This window comes from Arthrobacter sp. FW306-1B-F12A, from assembly GCF_058781865.1.
Map to the genome: position 1 here is coordinate 1 of NZ_JBYSXD010000011.1, position 16529 is coordinate 16529.

16 protein-coding genes are annotated in these 16529 nt (G+C 63.8%); 2 read left to right on the forward strand and 14 right to left on the reverse strand.

The window, feature by feature from the left end:
- Positions 1-122: 122 nt before the first annotated feature.
- The 5 genes from AC3WJU_RS07705 to AC3WJU_RS07725 form a co-directional block, all read right to left on the reverse strand.
- A complete protein-coding gene (locus tag AC3WJU_RS07705) occupies positions 123-1037 on the reverse strand; it encodes an ABC transporter substrate-binding protein (protein WP_059389394.1) in 915 nt (304 codons plus the stop codon).
- Between the two features lie 115 nt (positions 1038-1152).
- Complete coding sequence (locus tag AC3WJU_RS07710; protein ID WP_492259572.1) at positions 1153-1881, reverse strand: ABC transporter permease; 729 nt, start codon at positions 1879-1881, stop codon at positions 1153-1155.
- Positions 1878-2528: an ABC transporter permease gene (locus tag AC3WJU_RS07715; protein WP_059389395.1), complete on the reverse strand. Its 651-nt coding sequence runs from the start codon at positions 2526-2528 to the stop codon at positions 1878-1880. Before AC3WJU_RS07715 ends, AC3WJU_RS07710 begins: the two co-directional genes overlap by 4 nt.
- The gene (locus AC3WJU_RS07720; RefSeq protein WP_284989879.1) at positions 2525-3631 is read right to left on the reverse strand and encodes an ABC transporter ATP-binding protein; all 1107 of its coding nucleotides are present in this window, start codon (positions 3629-3631) and stop codon (positions 2525-2527) included. Before AC3WJU_RS07720 ends, AC3WJU_RS07715 begins: the two co-directional genes overlap by 4 nt.
- On the reverse strand, positions 3628-4359 hold the full coding sequence (locus AC3WJU_RS07725; protein ID WP_492259573.1) for an IclR family transcriptional regulator: 732 nt from the start codon (positions 4357-4359) through the stop codon (positions 3628-3630). The genes AC3WJU_RS07720 and AC3WJU_RS07725 overlap by 4 nt, the downstream gene beginning before the upstream one ends.
- 202 nt (positions 4360-4561) lie before the next feature.
- Here AC3WJU_RS07725 and AC3WJU_RS07730 point away from each other — a divergent pair, with 202 nt between their 5' ends.
- Positions 4562-5761, forward strand: a complete 1200-nt coding sequence (locus AC3WJU_RS07730; RefSeq protein WP_492259574.1) for an allantoate amidohydrolase — start codon at positions 4562-4564, stop codon at positions 5759-5761.
- The gene (locus AC3WJU_RS07735; protein ID WP_492259575.1) at positions 5758-7116 is read left to right on the forward strand and encodes a formimidoylglutamate deiminase; all 1359 of its coding nucleotides are present in this window, start codon (positions 5758-5760) and stop codon (positions 7114-7116) included. The genes AC3WJU_RS07730 and AC3WJU_RS07735 overlap by 4 nt, the downstream gene beginning before the upstream one ends.
- A 218-nt stretch (positions 7117-7334) precedes the next feature.
- Here AC3WJU_RS07735 and AC3WJU_RS07740 read toward each other — a convergent pair whose 3' ends face one another.
- The 9 genes from AC3WJU_RS07740 to AC3WJU_RS07780 form a co-directional block, all read right to left on the reverse strand.
- A complete protein-coding gene (locus tag AC3WJU_RS07740) occupies positions 7335-8291 on the reverse strand; it encodes a carbohydrate ABC transporter permease (RefSeq protein WP_307053927.1) in 957 nt (318 codons plus the stop codon).
- An 11-nt stretch (positions 8292-8302) separates the two neighbouring features.
- Complete coding sequence (locus AC3WJU_RS07745; protein WP_441433260.1) at positions 8303-9259, reverse strand: carbohydrate ABC transporter permease; 957 nt, start codon at positions 9257-9259, stop codon at positions 8303-8305.
- Positions 9260-9281: 22 nt separating this feature from the next.
- Positions 9282-10244, reverse strand: coding sequence for a phosphodiesterase (locus AC3WJU_RS07750; RefSeq protein ID WP_492259576.1), 963 nt, complete (start codon positions 10242-10244; stop codon positions 9282-9284).
- A gap of 29 nt (positions 10245-10273) precedes the next feature.
- A complete protein-coding gene (locus tag AC3WJU_RS07755) occupies positions 10274-11083 on the reverse strand; it encodes a tyrosine-protein phosphatase (RefSeq protein WP_492259577.1) in 810 nt (269 codons plus the stop codon).
- Positions 11084-11113: 30 nt separating this feature from the next.
- On the reverse strand, positions 11114-12469 hold the full coding sequence (locus AC3WJU_RS07760) for an ABC transporter substrate-binding protein (protein ID WP_492259578.1): 1356 nt from the start codon (positions 12467-12469) through the stop codon (positions 11114-11116).
- A gap of 67 nt (positions 12470-12536) precedes the next feature.
- Complete coding sequence (locus AC3WJU_RS07765; protein ID WP_306961941.1) at positions 12537-13688, reverse strand: ABC transporter ATP-binding protein; 1152 nt, start codon at positions 13686-13688, stop codon at positions 12537-12539.
- Between the two features lie 159 nt (positions 13689-13847).
- Positions 13848-14738: a MurR/RpiR family transcriptional regulator gene (locus tag AC3WJU_RS07770; protein WP_306961939.1), complete on the reverse strand. Its 891-nt coding sequence runs from the start codon at positions 14736-14738 to the stop codon at positions 13848-13850.
- A gap of 92 nt (positions 14739-14830) precedes the next feature.
- Positions 14831-15304, reverse strand: a complete 474-nt coding sequence (locus AC3WJU_RS07775) for a sensor histidine kinase (protein WP_332602973.1) — start codon at positions 15302-15304, stop codon at positions 14831-14833.
- 140 nt (positions 15305-15444) lie between these two features.
- A complete protein-coding gene (locus AC3WJU_RS07780; protein ID WP_307053922.1) occupies positions 15445-16281 on the reverse strand; it encodes an alpha/beta fold hydrolase in 837 nt (278 codons plus the stop codon).
- Positions 16282-16529 lie beyond the last annotated feature (248 nt).

The following is a 16529-nucleotide window of genomic DNA, read 5'->3' on the forward strand; positions in this document are numbered from 1 at the left end:
CAGCTCTTCGCGGTCAGCTCCGTGCCGCGCGCGGCCTTGACCGGACGGGCTCCGGTAGTGAAATCAGCGGGTGCCATTCTTCGTACTCCTTGGTGAGCGGGACTAGTTGCTTCGTGCTCGAACTAGGCCAAGTTCTTGGACTTGAGCCAGTCCTGGGCGATCTGTCCCATGTCCTCGAACTTGGCGGTCCTGCCGTTCATCTGGATCAGGTCATCGGTGGTCAACGCGGCAGATACCTTGTCCAGCACGCCCTTGACGGTGTCGCTGGCCTTCTTCTGGTTGATGACGGGAACGATGTTCTCGGACAAGAACAGATTCTTGTTGTCTTCCAGGGCAACCAGGTTGTTGGCGGCGATGGCGGGATCGGTGCTGAAGAGGTCGGCAACCTGTACCTGACCGGAAAGGAGGGCGTTCAGCGTGAGCGGACCGCCGGCGTCGAGCGCTGAGAACTCCTTGAAGTCGAGGTTGTAGACGGACTTCAGGCCGGCAACGCCGTTAATACGGGTCTTCCACTCCGGCGGGCCGCCCAGGACGAGGTCTTTGGCAGCAGGCTGAAGGTCGCTGATGGACTTGAGGTTGTACTTGTCGGCGGTTTCCTTCTTAACCGCCAAGACGTCCTTGTCCTGTGCCTTGGATGCCGTCAGCTGCGTGAGACCGGACGGAATCTTGGTGCTCAGCTCTTTGGTGACCTCATCCGAGGTTACCGCTTTGGTGGAGGCATCGAGGTACTGCAGCAGCGCGCCGCCATACTCCGGCATGAGGTCGATGGAACCGTCCTTCAGTGCCGGGATGGTGACTTCGCGGCTACCGATGCTGGGCTTCTCCGTGACCTGGACGCCCTTCGACTTGAGGGCCTCGGCGTAGATCTTGGCAATGAGCTGGCTTTCCGGGAAATCCGCGGAGCCGACGATGATGCTGTCCGTCGATCCTGCGGCCTGGGAGTTGTTGTTGGTGGAGCTCATGGGATCCCCACCACAAGCGCTCAGGGCGATGGCGGTGGCAGCCGCCAGGGCGAAACCAGTCAGGTACTTTTTCATGTCAATTCTCTCTGGGAGGGCCGTTGCAGGGCATGCGGTGGCCAAGTGGGGGTGGTTTGAACGGTGTTGCCGCCGTAGGGCAGGGCGCCCGACGGCGATGAAGCGGGGGAGCTGCTTAGACCGTGACGGGGGTTTTCACGGTGTCAGCCGCCGCGGCCGGGGCGGCCGCCTTGACGGTGCGCCGGGTCAGTCCGGGTGAGACGACCCTGCGGGTGATGAAGGCGAGCAATTGGTCGAAGAACAGGGCCAGCAGCGCAACCAGCACGGCTCCGGCCACCATCTGGCTGTAATCGTTCTGGGCCTTGCCGTCGATCAGCAGCCGTCCGAGGCCGCCGAGCGAAATGTACGCGGCGATGGTCGCCGTCGAGATGATCTGCAGCAATGCGCTGCGGACCCCGGAAAGCATGAGCGGGAGCGAGCAAGGGAGCTGGATGTCCGTGAGGATCTTCATGGTGCGGAAGCCCATGCCCTTGGCGGCGTCGACGGCGGCAGCGTCCACCGCGCGGACACCGGCGTACGTGTTGGTCAGGATGGGTGGGACCGCGAGGAGCACCAGGACGATGAGGCTCGGCAGGGTGTAGCCCATTTTGGACGGGAACGCGGGCGAGATCAGCAGGACCAACAGAATCAGCAGGCCCACGCTGGGGAGGGCGCGGAGGGCGTTGGCCAGGCCCGCGATCATGAAGACGCCCTTGCCTGTGACTCCGATGTAGATACCGAGCGGAACGGCGATGATGGCCGCGACGACGAGGGCAATGAGGGAGTAGAGCAGGTGTTCGCCGATCAGGGTGGGGATGCCGTCGGCGCCGCTCCAGTGTGCGGGATTGAACAAGTAGTTGATCATGATGCCACCACCTTGGGGGTCCACGGTGTCAGCCACCGGTTGAGGAGGATGATCAGTCCGTCAAGGATCATGGCCAGGACCACGCAGAGGATGATGCCGGCGATGATCGGGGTGAAGAACCGCAACTGGAAGCCTTGGGTGAAGAGCGAGCCGAGCTGCGGGATGCCGAGCAATGCTGCCACGGAAACAAGGCTCACGTTGGAGACTGCCGCGACGCGGAGTCCGGCACTGATGACCGGGACGCCCACGGGTAGCTCCACTTTCACCAGGCTCTGGTATCCGCGGTAGCCCATCGCCTTGGCGGCTTGGACCGTGTCTTCCGGCACGGAATCCAGGGCGTCGGCTACGACGCGTACCAGCAGCGCCACGGTATAGATGGTCAGAGCTGCCACGATGTTGAGGGGATCCAGGATCTTGGTGCCAAGGACCAGCGGCAACAGGACGAACAGGGCGAGGGAAGGGACTGTGTAAAGCAGGCCCGCCACGCCTACCAGAAGGGGATAGATCCGGCGGCTGCGGTGTGCCCACCAGCCAAGGGGCAATGCGATCAGCAGGCCGAGGATAAGGGGAGTGACGGCGAGCAGCACGTGCCAACCGAGGAGGAAGACGATGTTGTCGGACTGACGGCCGAGCCATTCAAAGTTCATCGCGCCGTCTCCAAGTGCGGCTCGGCCTCGATCGCCTTGACGACGTCGGTGGCCGTCACTGTGCCGATAAGCTCGCCGTGTTCGTTGACGACGACGCCGCGCCGGCTGGGGGAGGAAAGTGCGGCGTCGAGCAACTGGCGCATGGTCCCGGACGACGACGCGGAGGTGCCGCTGAGGTTGAGGTGCTCCCTCGTGAGCTCGCCCTTGATGAGGTCCGCTTGTGCCCAGCCGAGCGGCTTCCGCAGCGGGTCGACCACCAGCACCCAGGCCCCCGTGGCCTTGCTCTGGGCCTCGGCGGCAGATGCGCCGAGGGTGACCACGGCTTCTTCGGAAACGGCAACCGTGCCGGCCGCGTTGGTGAAGCCGAGGGAACGGTAGCCACGGTCACGTCCCACGAAGTCGGCCACGAATTCGTCAGCCGGGGACGTCAGCAGCTCCGACGGCGTGGCCATCTGGGCGAGTTTTCCGCCGACACGCATCACGGCAACCTGGTCGCCGAGCTTGAGGGCCTCATCGATGTCGTGGGTGACCATGATGATGGTCTTGCCGATCTCGCGCTGCAGCCGGAGGAACTCCTCCTGGAGCTGTGCCCGGACCACGGGGTCAACGGCACTGAAGGGTTCGTCCATGAGCATGAAGGCCGGATCCGAAGCCAAAGCCCGGGCCACGCCCACGCGCTGCTGCTGTCCACCGGACAGTTGCCACGGGTAGCGCTTGGCGAAGCTCGCGGGGAGTCCGACGCGCTCCATGAGCTCGAGGGCTTTCATCCGGGCCTTTTGCCTGCTCTCGCCGAGCAGCACGGGCATCGTTGCCACGTTGTCGACGATAGTGCGGTGCGGAAAGAGGCCGGCGTGCTGGATGACGTAGCCGATCCGGCGGCGCAGCAACGCAGCGTCCATGCCCGACGTCGGCTGGTCATCGAGGTAGATGGTGCCGCTGGTGGGTTCGATGAGGCGGTTGATCATCCTGAGGGACGTGGTTTTGCCACAGCCGGACGGGCCAACCAAGATGGTCAGCTTGCCGGTGGGCGCCTCGAGGTTCAGGCCGTCGACGGCGACCGTCCCGTCCGGGTACGCCTTGGTGACATTTTCAAACTTGATCATTTCTTTTCCATGCTTTCCTGGGGCACTTCATGGTCTCCGGAGGGTTCCACGAGGATATTGTTCGCCACCCTCGCCAGTTCCTCGCCAAATGTCTGGGCCTTCGCCTCGCCCAAGCGGTAGCTCGGTGCGACGATGCTGAGGGCTGCCACGGTGCGGCCGCCGATCACGATGGGTGCGGCGACGGCCGTAATGTCGTCTTCTACGCCGCTTCGCACGATGGCGAAGCCGCGGCCGTTCTGCCCGCCAGTGAGGACCTTCCCTGCGGCGGATCCTTCCAGCGGAATGCTCCTGCCGACCCAACTGGTGTGCCGGACAGAGTGCGTACCTTCGACAATGGCGATGTAGATTCCGGTTTCCCCAGGACCAGGAATGCTCAAATAGCAGGACTCGCCCGTGTCGGCCACCAGCCTCTTCATATGCGGTGTGCACAGAGACACGAGGGATTCCTGTCCGAGCGCGAGTGCTCCCAACTGGATGACACTGGCGCCGGGCCGGAAGTTTCCGCTCGGGTCCCGCTTCACGAATCCGCTGCCCTCCAGTGTGCGGAGGAGCCGGAGTGCGGTGCTGGCCGACAAGTCAACAACGCGTGCGGCGTCGCTCAAGCTGATGGCGCCATCGGTACAGACCGCGCTCAGGAGGGCCAACGCCCTTTCGACCGTCCGGGTGGAAGAGTCTGCTGCCACTGACTGACCTGCTTTCAAGTGGTCTGAATCACTATGTCTTGCCACTTAGTAAAAATCAACTTTCATCGAATGGCAATAGATTTCGTGAAATTACCTGAGATTCCGGGATTTGAGACGCTTGGTGGGAACAAGCCGTTTCGACGGTGTTTCAAGCCTGTTAATTGTCACGGTTCTGCGCTCAAGGTCTTGTCATGGGGTGACAAGTGGTTTTTACTTGGTGGCAGTCTTCATTCATCGGAGGAACAACGTGGAAACCGTCAATCAGCTCCTTGACTCAATCAAGGACGTGGGCCGAGATGCGGTTCGCGGAGGATACTCAAGGGCTGTCTACTCGACGCCCGAGCTCGACCTCAGGCACTGGTTCATCGAACAAGCCCAACAGCGCGGCCTCGACGTCGAGACCGACCGTAACGGCATTATCTGGGCCTGGTGGGGAAAGCCCCAGGACGGTGCCCTCGTCACCGGCAGCCACCTCGACTCCGTCCCGGGCGGGGGTGCCTTTGACGGGCCGCTCGGAGTCGCGTCCGCACTCGCCGCCGTCGACGTTCTTGCCTCTCGAGGCGTCAAGCCGAAGCGTTCGCTGGCCATCACGGTCTTCCCGGAAGAAGAAGGATCCCGCTTTGGCGTGGCCTGCTTGGGCTCGCGGCTCCTGGCCGGCGCCATCGACGTCGACAAGGCGCTGAACCTGCGCGACGTCGACGGCGACACTTTCGCCGACGTCGCCCGGAGCAATGGCTTGGATCCCCGGCACGTGGGTCCCGACCCGGAAGCCATGGCGCGAATCGGCGACTTCGTCGAACTGCATGTGGAACAGGGGAAGGGACTCGGCCAAAGCGGGCCGGCCATCGCCGTCGGCAGCTCCATTCTGGGCCACGGCCGCTGGAAACTCAGCGTCAACGGCCAAGGCAACCACGCCGGGACTACCCTCATGGCCGACCGCGCCGACCCGATGGTAGCGGCCGCGCAGATCGTCGTTGCCGTCCGTGATGCGGCCGCGAAACAGGCTGATGCGCGGGCCACCGTGGGGCGCTTGACCCCGGTTCCCGGCGGCACCAACGTGATTGCCTCCCGCGTTGATCTGTGGCTTGACGCCCGCCATCCCGACGATGCCGTGACGGCACAACTGATCGAATCGATCTACCGTGCGGCCCGGGAAATCGCGGCAGGTGAGGGATGCACTGCCACCCTCACCGAGGAGTCCTACAGCGACACCGTCCATTTCGATCCCGCGCTGAGCCGACGCATCGGCGAGCTCCTGCCGGGCGCGCCGGTGCTGGCGACCGGCGCCGGGCACGACGCCGGAGTCTTGGCTGGACATGTCCCCTCGGCGATGCTGTTCGTCCGCAACCCGAGCGGAATCTCGCACTCCCCGGAAGAGTACGTGGCCGACGAGGACGCCTTAGCCGGCGCCGTCGCCCTCGCCGACGTTCTGGAGGGGCTCCTGTGAGCGGGATCTGGTGCGAGGCGGCGCTTATAGACGCCGACGGCGGTTCTGTCGCGGGCGCTTCTGCTGTGGCCGCGAGCGTCCGCTTGGAGGTGGACAACGGCCGCATCTCCGGGATCTTTACCGGCGTCGAGCCCGAAAGCGGTGACCAGATACTGAACGGGGTCGTCTTCCCCGCCGCGGCCAACGCCCATTCACACGCTTTTCACCGGATCCTGCGCGGACGGACGCATGACGGTCGCGGTGACTTCTGGGTCTGGCGGGAGCAGATGTATCGGAGTGCTGCGGAACTTACCCCGGAGAAATACGAGAAGCTCGCCACGGCAGTCTTCACCGAAATGGTGGTGTCCGGCTTCAGCAGCGTGGCGGAGTTCCACTATGTCCATCACCAGCCGGAAGGAACGCCCTACCCGGAGCCGCACGCGATGGAATTGGCGTTGGCCAGGGCAGCCGTGGCGGCCGGGATCCGGCTGACATTGCTGGACACCCTGTACCTCGCGGGAGGCATCGGGACGCCGCTGAGCCCGGAACAGGCACGGTTTGGCGACGCCGATGCGCAGGCCTGGTTGGATCGGCTCGCATCACTGCGTGCCGCGATGGCACGGAGCTTTCCGCCGGAAATGGTCGGCGTGGGGGCCGCCCTGCATTCCATCCGAGGAGTGCCCGAGGAGGCGCTCAAGACTGTCGCCCGGCAGTTGCCCACCGATATTCCGCTGCACATCCACCTCAGTGAACAACCGGCTGAGAACGAGGCCTGCCTGCAGGCTTATGGCGTCACGCCTGCCGGGCTTCTTGCCCGCCACGGCCTGCTGTCCCGGCGGCTCTCCGCCGTCCACGCGACCCACCTGACGCCGGACGACATCCAACTCCTCGGAGATGCGGGATCCACCGTGGTGATGTGTCCCAGCACCGAGGCCGATCTAGCTGACGGGATCGGCCCGGCACGCGCCCTGTCCGACGCCGGCTCGACCATCGCGCTAGGTACCGACCAACACGCCGTGATCGATCCCTGGGTTGAAATGCGGACCTTGGAACACGGGGAACGCCTCGGCTCCGGCCAGCGGGGCAGGTTTTCACCGCAGGAACTGCTCCACGCGGCCACCATCGGCGCAACCGCATCCATGGCCACGCCCATTGCGTCGGCACTAGAGGTAGCTGCGGTGTGCGATCTCATGGCTGTGGCTCCGGACTCGGTGCGAACCGCGGGTTCCATGCCCCAGCAGTTCGCGTTCAGCGCGACGGCGAGCGACGTCACCGCCGTCGTCATTGCCGGTGAACTGGTGGCTTCGAATGGCGTCCATGTCCGGCTGGGGTCTCCGGGCGGGCTGCTCACCGAGGCGTTGAAGGAGTTCTCCTAGGGGCCTTCCTTAAGGGCTTTCCTTTGGCGATATGACCGGGACTCCTTGGTTCAGCTCGCTCACCCCAGACGCTCGCTCACTTATATGGTTGTTTTCCGGATCCCTCGCTCACATCTAGTGAGCAAGGGATCCCGGAATTGGCCCTATATGTGAGCCGGCGTCGGCCGAAACGGCGCCATATGTGAGCGGGCGTTCGGGCGTCTAGGGGCGGGGCGGGGCTACTTCAATCCTGAACGGACGAAGGCATCGACGACGTATCGCTGCAGGAAGATGTAGATCAGGAAGATCGGCAGGCACGCGAGCGAGGACGCTGCCATGATCGCGCCCCAGTTGTTGCCCTCGGCGCCGAGGAAGCCGCGGATGCCGACTTGGATGAGGGCATCAGACTTCTGCATGATCAGGGAAGGCCACAGGTATTCGTTCCAGGCGCTGATGAACAGCATGATCCCCAGGGCCGCCAGTGCCGGGCGGAGGTTCGGAACCACCACTTCCCACAGCGTCCTCCATGACGACCTCCCATCCATCTGGCTCGCATCCAGGAGGTCCTTGGGGAAAGCTTCGAGGTGCTGGCGCAGCATCATCACCGCGAAGGCCGAGCACAGCTGCGGGATGACGACGCCGGTGATGGTGTTGAGAAGGCCCATCTGGGACACCAGCAAGTAGTTGGGAATCATGGTGACCTGGAAAGGCACCAGCCAGGACCCGACAAACAGGAGGTACAAGGCCTTCTTTCCGAGGAAGTCCCAGCGCGCGAAGCCGTACGAAGCCAGGATGGCCACGAGCAGTTGGGACACCGCCAAGGTCAGCGCCATGCCGAAGGTGTTCGCCAGCATGCCCGCGATGGGAATGGTCTTCAGGACGTACTGGAAATTCTCCAGGCTCAGCGGTCCCGGCAACGGATTGGTGGACAATGCGTCCGACGACGGCCGGAAGGCCGTGACGAACATCCAGTAGATGGGGAAAATGGAGACGACCGCCAAGGCGATCAGCAAAGCGTGGCTGGGCACTAGCCGCAAAGACCCAAGCCGCAAAGACCCAAGCCGGAACGACGCAAACCGCAGGCGTCCGCGCCCGGCGGCAGGCGCCGTCGTCGGCCCTGAAACTTTCGTCGGCCCTGAAAGCGGGGCGTCCACGGAACCAGGCTGGGCCGGCGGGGCGATAGTGATGAAGGCCATGGTGGCTCTTTCTAGTTGTCGTAGAAGCTGAGTCGCTCCGAGAGTTCCACGAAGACGAGGGCAATCAGCCCGAATCCAAGGAAGAAGAGCGTGCCCGCCGCGGAGGACAGGCCGGCGTCGAAGTTCCTGAAGCCGAACTGGTACAGCAGGTAGTAGATGTTGGTAGATGAGTTGCCCGGTCCGCCCTGCGTCACGAGGTCGATGATGGGATATGTCCACTGCGCGGACAGCAGGATGGTCATGAGCGAGAGGAACACCAGGCTCGGAGAGAGCAGCGGGATGATGATCCGCCACGTGATCTGCCTGCCGCTGGCGCCGTCGATGGATGCAGCGGCGGCATAGTCCGGGCTGATGCCCGCCAGCCCGGCCGATACCACCAGCACGCCGAAGCCGAGCATCTGCCAGCCGACAATCACGATCACCGCCGTCATCGAACTGTCGGGATCGCGGAAAACGTTGCCCATCGGTGCGCCCAGGGCGGCGGCGATCGCGGGAATCGTTCCGCCCTCAGGAGCGAACAGCCACCGCCAAATGGCACTGCTCGCCACGGGCGTGATGAGGAAGGGAACGAAGATCAGGGCCTGGTACGCGGTGCGCGCCTTGCCCTGGACCTTGCGCGAAAGCAGCGCGAACACGAGCGGCAAGGCAACGGAAATGCCCAGGAACGCCAGGATATACAAGCCGGTGTTGATCAGGGCTTGGTGCAGTTCGGGCAGGCTCAGGACCTTCGCGTATTTTTGCACGTCAACGTATTGCTTGGGCTTGGTAGGAATCAGGTTCCAGTCGTTGAAGGACAAGTTGACGGTCTGTCCCAGCGGCCAGTAGGTCCAGACGAGAAGCAGGACCACGGCGGGAAGGATATAGAGATAGGGGCTTAGCGCGCGGCGCTTGGGACGCCGATTGGCCGGGAGCCCCGCCGGGCCGGCAAGGGTAATGCCCGTTGCCGGCCCGGCGGTTTCGATAAACATTCTTGCGGCTTCCTTCCGGTGCCTAGCGGGCGCTGGCGGCGAGTTCGCCGTCGGCCGTTTCGGCAGCGATGGAGAACTCGACGTCGGACTCCTCACCGGGAGCGGTCATCGCTGCGGTGGCCTCTTCGAGGGTCATCTTCTCGAACGCGGCCATCTGCTCAGCCGTGACGGAGTACACCGTGGAGAACTCGCCGATCGGCACAACGGAGCTGAGCATCTTGTCCTGGTAAAGGTGGATCAGGTTGAACGCCTGCGCACCGTTCTGGCCGCGCATCGACTTCGGCGCGACGTTGAGGTCCTGCGTGTAGCACGTGGCCGAAGCAACCGTGACGGGAGCGCCGCCGAAGGTGCTGAAGGTGGAGTAGTGCAGGTGGCCGGCCAGGATGCCACGGACGTCGGTGCCTTCGATGACCTTCTCGAAGCGGCTCTGCTCGCGGAGTTCGAACATGGCCATCATCTCCAGGGGGCTGGGAACCGGCGGGTGGTGCAGGGCGATGAGGGTGCCGTGCGGGGCCGGGGTGGCGAGGACGTCGGACAGCCAAGCGAGCTGCTCGTCGGAGATTTCGCCGTGGTGCTTGCCCGGAACGGTGGAGTCCAGGGCGATGATGCGCAGGCCGTTGACCTCGTGCACCATGTCAACGGATTCCTCGCCGGCGTCGGAGTCGAGGAGGCCCGAACGGAAGGCGGTACGGGCGTCGTGGTTGCCCATGACCCAGATGATCTTGGCACCGAGTTCCTCGGCTACGGGCTCCACGATGTTGCGGAGGCGGACATAGGCGTCGGGGCGGCCAGTGTCGGCGAGGTCGCCGGTGAATACCAGTGCTTCGGGCTTGACCTGGGCCTTCACGAAGTCGCGGAACAGTTGGCGGAGGTTCTCGTCGCTGTCCACGCTGCCGTGCAGGAGGTCGTTGTCGGCCACGAAGTGGGTGTCACTGATGTGCAGGATGAAGTGCTCGGGGGCGGGGTGCTGGAGTTCGGTGTTCATGGTCTTGTCTCCTTGTAAATGAGTGCTTCCTAGCGGGTGGAGCTGATGGTCAGGACATCCCTGAGCCGTTCGAGGTCGGCGTCGCTGAAACCGTGTGCCTGGAGCAGGCCGGTGGCGCTGCCATACATTTCGTCCACGAGGTCCAGCGTGGTTTCCAGGACGGTGGCGGGGCTCGCGGAGATGATTTCCCGGAGTTCCCCGCCGATGCCCGCAAGGCCCGGGTGGCTGGAGGCGGCGGCTATCCTGGCCTCGCTCCATTCGCCGCGAAGGTTTTCCTCGCTGGCTGTGTAGTCGAGGATCACCTGCTCGCGGTCCACGCCCGCGGCCAGGAGGGCCAGGGCAATCACGACGCCGGTGCGGTCCTTGCCCGCCGTGCAGTGAACCAGGACCGGATCCGTTCCGGAGTCGGCAATAAGGCGGATAGCGGTGGCAAGGCGCTGGGCGTGGCTCTGGACCATGAGCATGTAGATGTGCGAAAGGGTGGTGATCTCCGCGGTACCGGGGACGTTGCCCTCTTCGAAAATCGGGTTGTGCCTCGTGTCGACGGCGAGTCCGTCAAGGTTGCTGGGCGACTTCGCCAGCTCGGTCCGGTCTCGCAAGTCGATCACCAGGCGGATGCCGAGCTCGGAGAATTGCCGGCGTCCGGCGTCGGTCAGTCCGTGGAGCGCGTCCGAGCGGTACAGCTTCCCGTCACGGACGGTCCGCGCGGCGGCGGGTTCGCTGGCCGCGGCGGGAGCGGCGGCCGGATAACCCGCCGTGCTCCGGAAGTTGTAGGTGCCCTCTACGGGGTAGGGGCGGTTGCGGGTTCCGAAGACTGCGTCCTCGGCGGTGGTTGTCACAGCTTGTGTCCTTCCTGATGGGGAAAAGGGTTAGGGGATCAGGTCCTGCGCGCGCTTCTGGGCGTCGGCCATGGTGGTTTTTGCGTCCTTGCCGTAGTAGACGACGTTCTCGACGGCCTTGCCGAGGATGTCGTCGATCTGCACGTAGCTGTTTCCCGGGTAGGAAACCCACGGCTGCAGGCGGTCAAGCTGGGCGAGGTTCGGAGCCAGGAGCGGGTTCTTCTGGGCCCAGTCGTAGAGCGAGCCGCCCGGAGCGGTGAGCGAGGTGCGCAGCGGCAGGTAGCCGATCTTGGTGGAGATCTGCTCGTAGGCGTGGTCGCTGGTCATGAACTTGATCAATTCCCAGCCGGCGCGCTGCTTCGCTGGATCCTGTGAGAGGACGAACAGGGCCGATCCCGAGTTGGTGGGCACGGCAGGCTTGCTGCCGAAGGAGGGCATGCCTGCTGCTTTGAGCTCCCAACCGCCCTTGGTGGCAGCGGACATGAATGAGCCCTGGAGTGCCGACGTAGTGAGGATGAAGGCGGTGTCGCCCTTGGGGAGGCCTTCGTATTGTGCGTTGCTGTCTGCGTTGCGCAGCACGCCGTCCTTCGTCAGCTGTGCGAGCTTCGTAACGGTGTCCACGGCCGCGTCCGAGCCGAAGCCGATGGTCTTGCGGTCATCGGAGAGGACCTGGGCCCCGTTCGACTTGAAGACACCCTGCATGCACCAGTTGCCCCCGATGCTTGCGCAGGAGATGTCCAAGGACGGTTTTCCGGTCTTCGCGGAGACCGCTTTTGCGGCTGCTTCCACCTTGTCCCAGGTGGAGAGGTCAGGGTTGGTGATTCCGGCGTCGGCGAGCTTGGTGGCGTTGTAGAACAGGACGGGCGTGGAGAAAACGTAGGGAATGCCGTAGGTCTTGCCGTTCCAGTCGGCCAGGTGCTTTGCGTTGGGGTGGAACGGGTGGGCACCGCCGAGGGCGTCGTCGACGGCTTTCTGGCCGACGAGGTCGCTGATGGGCTGGGCACCGAGCTGGGTGGCGGCGAAGTCGAGGGAATCGAACGTCAACTGCGCGACGTCGGGCGCGTGTCCGGCAAGGAGCTGCGTCTGGACGCTGCTGACCGTGTTGGACCCGACGGCGCCGCCGCCCTGTGGTGCCTGCGCGGTGACGTGGATGTTGGGGTGGGCCTTCTCGAAGTCGGCTACGAGGCCTTTGACGGTATCGGTCCACACGCCAGCCTGGGCCAGGTTGTAGCTTTCGAAGGTGATGTTGACTTGCTGGTCTGCTGTGAGCTCAGGGATGGCTTGGTTGCTCACGGTGCTGGCCTGCGAGGTGCCGGAGCAGCCCGCGAGTGCCAGGGCTGCCGTGCCGGCGGCGATGGTCAGTGCAATTGAACGGAGAGGGCGCACAATATTTCCTTGATTGCTGGGTTGGGTGGGTGCTGCTGGTTCAGGCTTGGGTCCGGAAGAGGGGAGGCTAGGCAGATGCCGCCGGCTGCGCGGAGCTGGCTGTGGAGGCATGCTTCGCGTCTGCTTGCCATTCGAGGCGGCGGCCGCTTGCGCGGTCAAAGAGATGGAGGTTCTTGGCATCGGCACTGAGTACGACGGCGTTGCCCGGCTCCCAGTGTTGGCCTCGCGGGGCGCGGACGGCCACGCGGTTCCCGCCGACGCGGCAATAGATCACTTGTTCGCTGCCGAGGTTTTCGGCCAGGTCAACGATGCCCCGCAGGGCTGCCCCGGAGCTCGGCGCGGCTGCGGAAGAACCGGGTGCGTGGATGCTCAGGTGTTCCGGGCGGACGCCCAGCACCACGTCCCGCCGGGGTGTTTCCCCGTCCCACAGCACTGCTTCGACTGAAGGCGCCATGACGGTGATGGAGCCGTTGCTGGTCGAAAGTTCGGCATCGATCAGGTTGGTGGCAGGGGAACCAAGGAAGCCTGCGGCGAATACGGATGCCGGCTTGTCGTAGAGCTCTTCCGGCGTGCCGAGTTGCTCGAGTTGGCCCCCGTTGAGCAGCGCGATCTTGGTTGCCATGGTCATGGCTTCCACTTGGTCGTGCGTGACGTAGATGAACGTGGCACCGAGGCGCTTGTGCAGTCCGGCCAGCTCCTGCCGGGTTGCGGTCCGGAGCTTGGCATCCAGGTTGGACAGCGGTTCGTCCATGAGGAAGGCCTTGGGTTCGCGCACCAAGGCGCGGGCTACTGCGACTCGTTGGCGCTGGCCACCGGAGAGTTCCTTGGGTTTGCGGTCCAGGAGGTGGCCGATCTCCACCATGTCGGCCACGGCTTCGACGCGCTTCTTGACTTCCTGCTTGTCGGTGCGCCGCACGTGGAGCGGGAAGGCGAGGTTCTTCGCCACGCTGAGGTGCGGATACAGCGCGTAGCTCTGGAACACCATCGCCAAATCGCGTTTCTTGGATGGAGCGGCGGTGATGTCCGTTCCGTCCAGTTCGAGCGAGCCCGACGTCGGTTCCAACAGGCCCGCGATCATACGGAGCAGGGTGGTCTTGCCGCAGCCGCTGGGGCCGAGCAGGACCAGGAAATCACCATCTTCGACGGTGAGCGATACGTTCTTTACCGCCGACACGTTCTTGAATGAACGCGACAACTGGTTGAGCACAAGTCGGCCCACGAGCACCTCCGGGGAAACGATGTTTCCTAAATCGAATTATTTAGGAAACGTCTTACCCTTGAAGGGTGGGGCTCGATCATTAACGGTCGGTGCGGAGTTGATGAACTCCCCGTGCGCGGACAGGAAACAGTTGAAACTGCCCGCGTTTCGCGCCAAAAACTATTCGGGGTTTTCCACCATGTGGAGGACTTCCTCGAACACCGCGGAGCGGGCGCGCTCAACCTCAGGGGAATCCGCGGTCACTGCGGCGTGCAGGGCGGACAGCACCAGCATCTGGACGATATTTCCAATAGGCAGCTGGTCGTTCCAGGAATGGAATTCCGCCCCGGCCACGAGCGTGTGGGTCGAGAGATCGGCAAGCTCAGACTTCGCGTAGCTGGTTACCCCGATCACCGTGGCCTTGCGTTCAGCCGCTATCCGGGCAGAACCAACAGTGAAGGAGTTCATTCCGCTGTCGCTCACGGCGATGCAGACGTCGCCCGCGGAGAGGAGCTTGGCGGTGATGTGCTGCGAAACAATGTCGGATGGCGCCTCGCATCCAACGCCCGCGGCCAGAAAACGCAGGGCAAGCGATTGGGCCGGAGCGAGTGAACCACCATTCGCCACCACCAGCAGGCGTCCGCCCTGGCGAATCGCGCGGACCGCCGCATCGAACGCCTCGAAGTCCAAAGACCCTAAAGCTCCGCGGATATCGTGGGAGGCGCGGGAAAAGATCCCGGAGACCAGGTGTTCCGAGGAACCGGGTTCGCCGGTTGCCCCCGATTCTTCCTGCTGGATGCTGTCCCGTGCCGCGGCGCCCAGATCGCGCAGCAGGACTTGGCGCAAGTGCTGGAATCCGTCGAAGCCCATGCTTTTGCACGCCCGGACGATCGTCGCAGGCGATGTGCCCGTCCGGGTGACCAGATCGGCTACTGACATCCTGGCCACGGTTTCGGGGGACTCGAGGCACAATTGCGCCACCCGCTGTTCACTGGGAGCCAGCGAGGGGAAAATCGACTTGATGTGTGCGCGGGAGCCGCCCAGAGGCGGTTCCGATTTGTACGGGGTCATTCGCCTTTCATACCAGATTCACTTGAATAGCGAACCAGCAGCGCCGAAACCGACGACGGCGGGTGCCTGCCGCCGTCGGGCATCGACGCCTATCAGTCGAGCGGCAAAGTGACGGTGACGCAGGTACCCTTGCCTGGGCTGGAGACGACCGAGACGTCGCCGCCCACTTCGCTGACGGCGATGGACATGAGGCGGAGCCCGAATCCGTGGTGTGCGCCCGCGGGAGTCGCCTGGCTGTCGAAGCCCGCGCCGTTGTCCGTGACAGTCAGCCGGATCCCGTGGTACACAGCGGCCAAGCGGACGGTGACGTCGTGGGCATGCGCATACTTGAAGGCGTTGCTGAGCACTTCCTTGGCGGCGTGGTAGAGCAAGGAAGCGGAGCCGGACGAGATTTCGACACCGTGGTGCGGCGTCTCCCAATGGATTTCGGTCCCTTGGCGGCGGAGCGGTGAGGCCAAGCGGTCGATGCAGCCGGCGAGCCCCAAAGCGTGGAAGTCAATGGGTTGCTGATCGGTGATTACGCCATTGATGGCGGTGACCTCGTCCAGGGCTGTTGTTGTCTTCATGGCCGGTCCTGCTCCCCTTGCAGCTTTAGTGCTTTCGCCGGCGAATGGGTTCCGCCTGTGCTTGCATTAAGACTGGACCAGAGGCGTTAAGGTTCCCGCGATATTCAGTTAGTTTCGCCCTAATTTTTTGTCAGGAATCCCTACTTCGCGAGGAAGCCGAGCAAAGCCTGGTTGATCTCGGCGCCATGCGTCCACAACAGGCCGTGCGGGGCGCCGTCGATTTCGACATATTCGGCACTGGGGAGCGCTTCGGCGAACCTCCGGCCGGTGACGTCGATGGGGAGGATGTTGTCCGCGGTGCCGTGCACGATCAGGGCGGGAACGTCGATCTTGGGGATGTCGGCCCTGAAATCCGTGAGCCACGTGGGCTGCGCCGCCACCGAAGCGTAGGCGCCTGACTGGGCTGCCAGGTTCCAGCTGGCGGCGACTGCCTCGTGGCTCAGGCGGTGCGTTCCGAGGAAAGTGGAGGCGTTGTAGAAGTTGTTGAAGAATTCGGTGAAGAAAGCATAGCGATCGGAAATGACGGCTTCCGTGAGACCATCGAACACTGACTGCGGGACGCCTCCGGGGTTGTCCGCCGCCTGTAGGAGGAACGGCTCCAAGGATGCGAGGAACACTGCTTTCGCCACCCGGGCCGAGCCGTAGGTGCTGATGTAGCGTGCCACTTCGCCGGTACCCATCGAGAAGCCCACCAGGACGGCATCGTTCACATCGATGGTGTTCAGGAGGGTGTTGAGGTCCGCGGCGAAGGTGTCGTAGTCGTAGCCGACGGTCGGCTTGCTGGACTTGCCGAAGCCGCGGCGGTCGTAGGTGATGACGCGGTAGCCGGCGTCGAGCAGTGCGGCGGCCTGCTTCTCCCAGGACGAACCGTCCAAAGGGTAGCCGTGGATAAGGACCACTGCCTGGCCGGTCCCGTGGTCCTCGTAGTAGATCTCGATCTCGGTGCTGTTTTCATTTCCGACGGTGATGTAAGCCATGACTACGGTCCTTTCGTAGCGGATCTTGCCGAGCGTCTCCAGCCTACTGTCCGGGTACGACGCCGGCACGCTCCGCGCCATCATGACGCTCGCTCACGTATGTGGGGGTTGCGGCGGACGCTCGCTCAGGTATGTGGGGGTTGCGGCGGACGCTCCCTCACTAACGGCTCGGGAATGAATCCAAATACTTGAATGTTCAATTAATTATGGATTTTGGGAATCTTCACTTTCGGTGAGCTATCCCGCGA

Excerpts from the sequence above, each read along its gene's own strand:
- AC3WJU_RS07705 (WP_059389394.1), bottom strand. The coding sequence starts at position 1,037 with ATGAAAAAGTACCTGACTGGTTTCGCCCTGGCGGCTGCCACCGCCATC.
- AC3WJU_RS07720 (WP_284989879.1), bottom strand. The coding sequence starts at position 3,631 with ATGATCAAGTTTGAAAATGTCACCAAGGCGTACCCGGACGGGACGGTC.
- AC3WJU_RS07750 (WP_492259576.1), bottom strand. The coding sequence starts at position 10,244 with ATGAACACCGAACTCCAGCACCCCGCCCCCGAGCACTTCATCCTGCAC.
- AC3WJU_RS07715 (WP_059389395.1), bottom strand. The coding sequence starts at position 2,528 with ATGAACTTTGAATGGCTCGGCCGTCAGTCCGACAACATCGTCTTCCTC.
- AC3WJU_RS07710 (WP_492259572.1), bottom strand. The coding sequence starts at position 1,881 with ATGATCAACTACTTGTTCAATCCCGCACACTGGAGCGGCGCCGACGGC.
- AC3WJU_RS07775 (WP_332602973.1), bottom strand. The coding sequence starts at position 15,304 with ATGAAGACAACAACAGCCCTGGACGAGGTCACCGCCATCAATGGCGTA.
- AC3WJU_RS07745 (WP_441433260.1), bottom strand. The coding sequence starts at position 9,259 with ATGTTTATCGAAACCGCCGGGCCGGCAACGGGCATTACCCTTGCCGGC.
- AC3WJU_RS07780 (WP_307053922.1), bottom strand. The coding sequence starts at position 16,281 with ATGGCTTACATCACCGTCGGAAATGAAAACAGCACCGAGATCGAGATC.
- AC3WJU_RS07740 (WP_307053927.1), bottom strand. The coding sequence starts at position 8,291 with ATGGCCTTCATCACTATCGCCCCGCCGGCCCAGCCTGGTTCCGTGGAC.
- AC3WJU_RS07770 (WP_306961939.1), bottom strand. The coding sequence starts at position 14,738 with ATGACCCCGTACAAATCGGAACCGCCTCTGGGCGGCTCCCGCGCACAC.